The following is a 6423-nucleotide window of genomic DNA, read 5'->3' as shown; positions in this document are numbered from 1 at the left end:
CGAAGGATCATCTTGCAGGGTCGCTGAGCTCATTCCACCTCAGCATTCACCCTGCTCTTTGGTGTGCTAATCGTTCTATGACACCCTCCCCGTTGCGTACAATTCTGAAAAGGAGATGATCGCGTCGTCAGTCGTCATACGTCCGTCACTACCCAAAGACCGGGCGACGATTCTTCCGGCTTCTTGGAGAGCAACCTTACGAGAATCGAAGACCGAGTCCACCTCGTAGGATGAGTCCTCTACTAATTCTCTAACCGTCTGTGGAGTCGCAATACGCCCCAATAATCTGTAACCCAGTGAACGATGCGCTGCATCACCGTGACTAAAGATTGCGTCAAGGTCGCTAGGGGGAACGTCTGGAAAGCCATCGTCCGGTTCTGTCCCCTCTACAATTGCATGGAGTATCGATGTACACCAGACAACTTTCTTGTTAGATGACGGTTCTTCGCCGTTCAAGTTGCGGAGTTCTTTATCCAGCTCACGGGCGATGGCTGGAACGGCTGTAGTAGCCAACTCAGGGTATGCTTTCGCCATCCGCTTCAGCTCTTTGAGAACCTGATACTGGTTGTATGGATTGTTTTCGTCTTCCAGGGCAAACGCTACGTCGTCTACCCAAGACTCAACGAGTCGTCGAGATAGTGGATCTATTTTACTGACGATACCGATCGCCCGGAGTCGATAGTCGTCGCTACGGAGGGCTTTCCCGATAGCCTCTACTTTGTCCTCATCCATCCATGGAGAGTATCAGATCATTTCCCTAGATACCACAGGTCTCAACACAATGCGTTGTCTTGTCACACGTTCACCCAATAAATGTTGTGTGGAATACTCTAACAAACCGAAAGGTTTGTCGGGGTCTACAACGCCAAGAGACATGCACAATCGGTTACATCAAGTTAGAGTGAGTGGCGAACGAACACCTATTCGTCAATCATCTCGCGGAGACGTATCGTGCGTTCGTTCAGCGTCTCCAGCGCTTGGGAATGGCTCTCAACCTCAGACTCTAATGCCGATGTCTTGTCTTCCAAACCTGAAAGCCGGGACACCGCCTCATCGAGGTCCTCAACAACCATTGATAGCTGGTCCCCATCGTCGTTGTCCTGCTCGTCTGCGAGGTCGTCGACGCGGTCGTGCAGATGACTGAGCGCCGTCGACAAGTCCGACACCTTGTGCCGTAGGTCAGCCACATCCTCCTCGGAGACGCCCACTCGGACTTCGGTCCGGTCGTCGAGGTCGCCGGCGACCCGCTCGCCCTCCTCGGTCAGCGCATACACGTTCGCAGGAATCGGAGCGCCGACGTCCTCCTCACCCACCTTCTCAATCAGTCCCATCTCCGCCAGCGACCGCGCCTGTTTGCCGAGATTCGAGGTTGTCATCTCACCTATCTCACTCTTGATATTAGATGTATTTCCCCGCCCACCACGCTCGTCGAGAGCCGACAGAATTTCCCGCTGAGTTTCGTTCAACTGCTCCATATCCAACACGAAACACGCCACCTACAAAATCATATTCCCTATGGAACGCCTTACGGAACAAGCGGCGCGAGGAAACAATGGCCTATGCGAACCAAACCACGCCAAGCGGCGACCGGAGGGGCAGGCAGGCCGAGCGTACGAGGACGACCAGAGAGCGAGCGACGACGAGAGGCGACACCAGTCATATCACAAAACAGAGAAGACACCCGACAGAGCGACGATAAAGACACCAGGGGGAACGTCACGAACCCCCCGGCGGTGACGCGGTCAGCGTCACCATGACACCGGGCACGGCGACGAGACTGGGACGTCGCAATGGGGGGAGAAACAGCAGCCACGGCAGAAGCGACCACGTCGAAAACGACACACGACCGCGGCGGCGAACAGAACGACGGCCAGGGCAACGCCGACGACGACGACCGAAAAGTGAGCGAAACGCGACCAGAACTCTGAGCCCGCGAACAGCGGCCAATGGCGAGCACGTGACGAGCGACGACGACGGTGACGGGGGCGACCGTGATAGAGAACCCCGTCGACGACGATTTACAAAACGAACCAGCGGCCGACACCCAGCGACGGTGACGACGTCGAGAGCTAACGTGGCGCCACAGAATGAGTGTGGACTGTGGTTCCGACGGCGGAACCCCAAGAGAAACGAGAGCGAAACAGCGGTCCAGATGTTGGAGGCAATGACCGTGGGGACACCGGCCTGCAAATGCGAGGACGAGTATCCGGTGGTGGTGAGCGAGCAGCGACGAGAACTGGCCTCACAGCGCCGTCAGTCATCTTCCGAGACGTGAACGATTGGGGGCCTGCCAGCAATGCAAACGTACCTGAGTGCGACTGTGGGCGATGGCGAGTGAACTCCCAGCCTATCGACGCCGATATCTCGAGTTCGATGACGATACCGATGCCGGAGAGGCGAAGACGGGGACTGCAGAAGCGACGCCCCAATTGGACATATACGTTCACATATACGCCCACATATACGTTGACGGTGAACGCGAAACGTGAGACGAGACGAGACGAGACGAGACGTGGAACCCCAGCTGTGCGTGTCGACCACCAAGACTACTGGTGACGATGGCTGGTGAATCCCCGCTCCGAGGGAGCGAGCGGGTATCCCAAGCGAGCGACTGAGCGCGGTGCGGTGTTTCTGACGACGGGGTCAGGCCTCCATGTGCTGCTTGTCGAACTGGTGGGTGTCCGTGTGAGCGATGCCCGCGTGGTGTCGATCCTGTCGATGCCCGTCTGGTGTCCGTATAGGCAACGCCCGCTTGGTGTCCAGTCTGTCGATAGCTGGCTCAGCGCCCCACGTGCGGTGCTGTTGCGTGCGGCAGTCGCTTGGGGCCCGCCTCAATTCGTGCCAGTCTGTCAGGTCCGGTCAGGCGCTGTTGCGCTATCTCAGCATATTTGTCGAGTACAAGAGACATACAACGCATATACGAATTCATATATGGATCTCTTGAAGTTCTCAGCCGCTGGGAGTTTACTGAGTTCGTGCTGAATACAGCGCTCGTGACTTTGCACCGCCAGTTAGACTCTCGGAGTTCACACAACCCGCTCGCACAGTCTTTCTCGTTCAGCAAGCTTGCGCGTACTACGAGCGCGGTGGCTGGAACTCACGACTCATCACGTTCTTCCCACTCCGGACGTGGTGTTGGGGACGGGAGCTCAGCAACAGCAGCTCGGAGTTCTTCCTCCGTTGTCCATGGGAAACACCGATCGTGTAATTCGAATTTTCGGAACTTGTTGAGATGCACCCAACTGTACGCTGCTGGGTCCTCTCCCGTGTCTGTCCGGTTGCTGAGCACCTCCCAGACTTCGTCTTCAGCGATGTTGATGCCAGTGTCTTGTGCACGCTCGAGGAGCGACTTGATTTTTGACGCTGCTTCATCCTCCGTCAAGTCATCCGTAAATGCAATCTCAAGCGCAGCCTGAATGACGTGGTGTTTCGACTCAAGGTGCGCATCAGTGACCCACGAGTAGTCGCGTGGGTACACGTACGATTTCTCGAAATACGGTGGGTCATCGATCTCGCCTAATTCCGGCGCTTCCCCACCGCTTTCCTTCTCGAAGACACCGACGATATAGTCGCTGTACGTCGCCAACAGGGAGAACATGATATCGAACGTATTGAGGCGGTCAGTCGGCAGTTCGATGAGATCCCCCATTATGAACGGATACGCACCGAGTTGCCTCGTGAGTTCGTTCTGCACGGCACGGAGCTGGCGGATGTAGGGATCGCGATAGCTGCCAAGGATAAAGTACGATGTCCGCTGGCTCCAGAGATACGGCAATTCACGCCGGGTGAAGCGCCAAATCTCTCGCTTCTCTGCTGGTTCAAGTTCGAGGCCCCCAACAGCCTCGTGTACCACCGTCATAATGTCCGCAGCATCTGGCGGTGGGCTTGGATCGCTCATTATCTGTCGGTTCAGACCACAACACTATATCTCTTCTGAACCACTTTGGTTTATTCAATAAATACCAACTTGGGTGATCCGAACTGTTATAGCGCCGCTGCTCGTAGAGACACGTATGAGCGAGAGTCACAGCGGAACAGCCGATGCGGGTCCATTCGCGGAACAGCAACGGCTGTTCAAGCTACTGTCCCAAGATACGCGCCACCTCATCATCCAGGAACTGCTGGGCCATCCCGCCCATCTCATGTCGCTCGCCGAACTCGAGTACATGACTGGGAAGAGTCAGGCGGCCATCAAAGACCAGCTGGAGACGCTGATCGACGCCGGACTCCTCGCACGCTATACATACGAACCGAGCGAGGAGAAACGCGATCTCCCCTCGCAGTTCTACGGTTTCACAGCGCGTGGTGTCGAAGTCCTCTACGACTACAAGTATCTCCGTGGGCTTCCGGTCGCTCGAGCCCTCTACGAGAACACCCGTAAGACCGAGAAAGTTGAACGCCACGAATCGGCACCGCGACCGGAACTTCCAGTGGCGGTTTCGGAGGCACTCGAGTTTGACGAACCTGATCTCGATGCCGTCGACGGTAGTACGAACCAATAGCCTCCCTGTCAGTTGTTGACAATGTGATCTACTTTAGTCAGTCTGACCGACCTAGACACTGTGGAATCCTTGCCGGACATTGTTCGTTTGTCAGTGCTCCGACTTCGGCGTTTCTTGACGTTGGATTCATCTGGAGTGACGGGCTTCACTCGAAGCTCTCCGAAGCCGTACTTCGAGTGGTTCTCGACGCGCGGCCGCTGTTCCGGACTACCTTTGCGCTCTTTGGTGTCGCCATAGTGTTCAACTTGCTCGTTGTCTATCTGCTTCCCTCCCAGCTTGACCCTGAGGCGATTCACGCGCAGACCACTGACTCCGACCACAGACACGGTGGTCAGTGTACCGTCTCTGGGCGGTTGCCCACAACTGCCGACGACAGCCGATCGAGTAGTTATACCCATGACTAGTCGACCCCTCAGAGGGGTCGACTGGGCGTGCTAAGGACGGTCGGTTCGATCGTCGCCTGTCGTGGATTGCTACAGTGTTTGGCTGGCTGTGCCTCCGGCCACGCTACTGACCGACAACCGCGTCTGTGGCCGGAGCCTGGTCGTCGTGGCTCGGATCGTGGTCGTCTCTGCCGTCACCCGTGGCCGCATAGCCATCCTTCCCGCTGGCTGACTGGGACTCAGACCCAGCCGTTGCGTCCGTCACGGGCCGTTCACCGGGCAACTCGGTGCCCTGATGCAACACCACTCGCGTTTCGTGGTAGGTCAACCCGTCAGTCCGCCGCTTCCGTTTCGTTTTCCCGAGTTTCCCGCGGGCTAACTCGATCATGGCATCGATGGTCCGGCGAGCCAACTCTTGGGAGTACTTCTTCGACACCCCGGCCTCTTCTTGGCGAATCCAATCTGCGAGGTCTGGGGCGGTCATGTAGGTTCGAACATTCGCCCCACCGTTCGACCACAGTTTGTAGCGACCCGGATTATCCCGCTCACGCCATGCCTTGGCCGCGAGTTCGTCGGGCTTGCGGTTGGTTGTCGATGCGAGCATTTCATCGTCGAACCGGGCGAGTCGTTGTAAGGGCAGCAAATCAGCCGTCGAGTGAACCACGGCACCCCCACGGTCTAAGGGGTCTTCCTCACCGGGCAGCCGAAAATACTCGTTGTCGTCGTCTTTGGTAATCTGCTCGAGTTGGTGGCCATGGACGTCAATCCGATCAGGATCGACATTGGCGGCCAGCAAGTGCCCGCCCTTCTCGAGACTCCGCGATTGCAACTCAACAACCTGCTCGCGGGTTGCCTCGGTTTTCCGTGACAACGCCTCTAACCGAGCAGAGACCTCACGGTCGATCGTCTCAGCAACCTCGGCACATCGGGCTTCGGCCGTTTGTCGGGCCTCGCGTTCGGCTTCCAGTTCTGTTTCGAGCTCGTCGACCTTGCAGTCAAGCGACTCGATTCGGTGCTGTTGGGCTGCCACGGTCTGTTCGAGTTCTTCGATACGATCACAAAGGGTCTCAAGGGAGGGCATGGTGTTGGGGGTGGAGTCGGAATTGGAGGTGGAATCGGGAGTGGTGTCTGTGTCTGTGTCGGCCGGACAAGTGGGGGGACAATCCGTCATTGGGAGCCCACCACCTGTGGCGGTGCCGTCGCTTGGGACTGCGGGACAACCGCGAGAACACCCACCAACGAGTCCACCAGCTGGGATACCAAGAACGTACTTCTACTTCTAGACGATGCGTGCGCTCGGACGTGGGATTCAAGACCCACGGGAATCGACTTGAACATGGCTTTCGTACCTAGATTACGGAAGTCCACGCGGGCCTGCTGTCCTACCAGCGAGGTCCGCTTCTGAAGAACCCACCTGGGGGCGGTGGGGCTGTGAGTTGCTTCCGTATGGAGCGTGTCATAGAAAGCCTCCCAAGGGAGGCCGCAGGGTTTGGAAACTGTGTCCACCAGCTCCAACGCCCTGCAAGACGTAGCTTCGG

The 6423-nt window shown here is 57.2% G+C and carries 6 protein-coding genes; 2 read left to right on the top strand and 4 right to left on the bottom strand.

Annotation, left to right across the window (positions count from 1 at the left end; genetic code table 11):
* Positions 1-75: 75 nt before the first annotated feature.
* Together AM590_RS20625 and AM590_RS18325 are read right to left on the bottom strand one after the other, a co-directional pair.
* Positions 76-732, bottom strand: coding sequence for a hypothetical protein (locus tag AM590_RS20625; protein WP_157575486.1), 657 nt, complete (start codon positions 730-732; stop codon positions 76-78).
* 188 nt (positions 733-920) lie between these two features.
* Positions 921-1475 carry a hypothetical protein gene (locus tag AM590_RS18325; protein ID WP_058828731.1) on the bottom strand — a complete coding sequence of 185 codons (555 nt, stop codon included), beginning with the start codon at positions 1473-1475 and terminating at the stop codon, positions 921-923.
* A gap of 852 nt (positions 1476-2327) precedes the next feature.
* Between AM590_RS18325 and AM590_RS20960 the strand changes: the two genes are divergently transcribed.
* Positions 2328-2489 carry a hypothetical protein gene (locus AM590_RS20960; RefSeq protein WP_172795836.1) on the top strand — a complete coding sequence of 54 codons (162 nt, stop codon included), beginning with the start codon at positions 2328-2330 and terminating at the stop codon, positions 2487-2489.
* 608 nt (positions 2490-3097) lie between these two features.
* On the opposite strand, the gene AM590_RS18320 is transcribed toward AM590_RS20960, so the two are convergent.
* Positions 3098-3898 carry a hypothetical protein gene (locus tag AM590_RS18320; RefSeq protein ID WP_013035676.1) on the bottom strand — a complete coding sequence of 267 codons (801 nt, stop codon included), beginning with the start codon at positions 3896-3898 and terminating at the stop codon, positions 3098-3100.
* Positions 3899-4013: 115 nt separating this feature from the next.
* On the opposite strand from AM590_RS18320, the gene AM590_RS18315 reads away from it, so the two are divergent.
* Positions 4014-4502 carry a hypothetical protein gene (locus AM590_RS18315; RefSeq protein ID WP_013035721.1) on the top strand — a complete coding sequence of 163 codons (489 nt, stop codon included), beginning with the start codon at positions 4014-4016 and terminating at the stop codon, positions 4500-4502.
* Between the two features lie 507 nt (positions 4503-5009).
* Here AM590_RS18315 and AM590_RS18310 read toward each other — a convergent pair.
* The gene (locus AM590_RS18310) at positions 5010-5966 is read right to left on the bottom strand and encodes a hypothetical protein (protein WP_058828730.1); all 957 of its coding nucleotides are present in this window, start codon (positions 5964-5966) and stop codon (positions 5010-5012) included.
* Positions 5967-6423: the final 457 nt, after the last annotated feature.

It is taken from the genome of Haloferax sp. Q22 (assembly GCF_001482285.1).
GTDB lineage: Archaea > Halobacteriota > Halobacteria > Halobacteriales > Haloferacaceae > Haloferax.
Note: the sequence above shows the minus strand (reverse complement) of the source record. Positions and strands in the feature narration are given on the sequence as shown.

Coding starts and splice junctions, on each gene's coding strand:
- AM590_RS20960 (WP_172795836.1), top strand. CDS start 2,328: ATGGCGAGTGAACTCCCAGCCTATCGACGCCGATATCTCGAGTTCGAT.
- AM590_RS18320 (WP_013035676.1), bottom strand. CDS start 3,898: ATGAGCGATCCAAGCCCACCGCCAGATGCTGCGGACATTATGACGGTG.
- AM590_RS18310 (WP_058828730.1), bottom strand. CDS start 5,966: ATGCCCTCCCTTGAGACCCTTTGTGATCGTATCGAAGAACTCGAACAG.
- AM590_RS20625 (WP_157575486.1), bottom strand. CDS start 732: ATGGATGAGGACAAAGTAGAGGCTATCGGGAAAGCCCTCCGTAGCGAC.
- AM590_RS18315 (WP_013035721.1), top strand. CDS start 4,014: ATGAGCGAGAGTCACAGCGGAACAGCCGATGCGGGTCCATTCGCGGAA.
- AM590_RS18325 (WP_058828731.1), bottom strand. CDS start 1,475: ATGGAGCAGTTGAACGAAACTCAGCGGGAAATTCTGTCGGCTCTCGAC.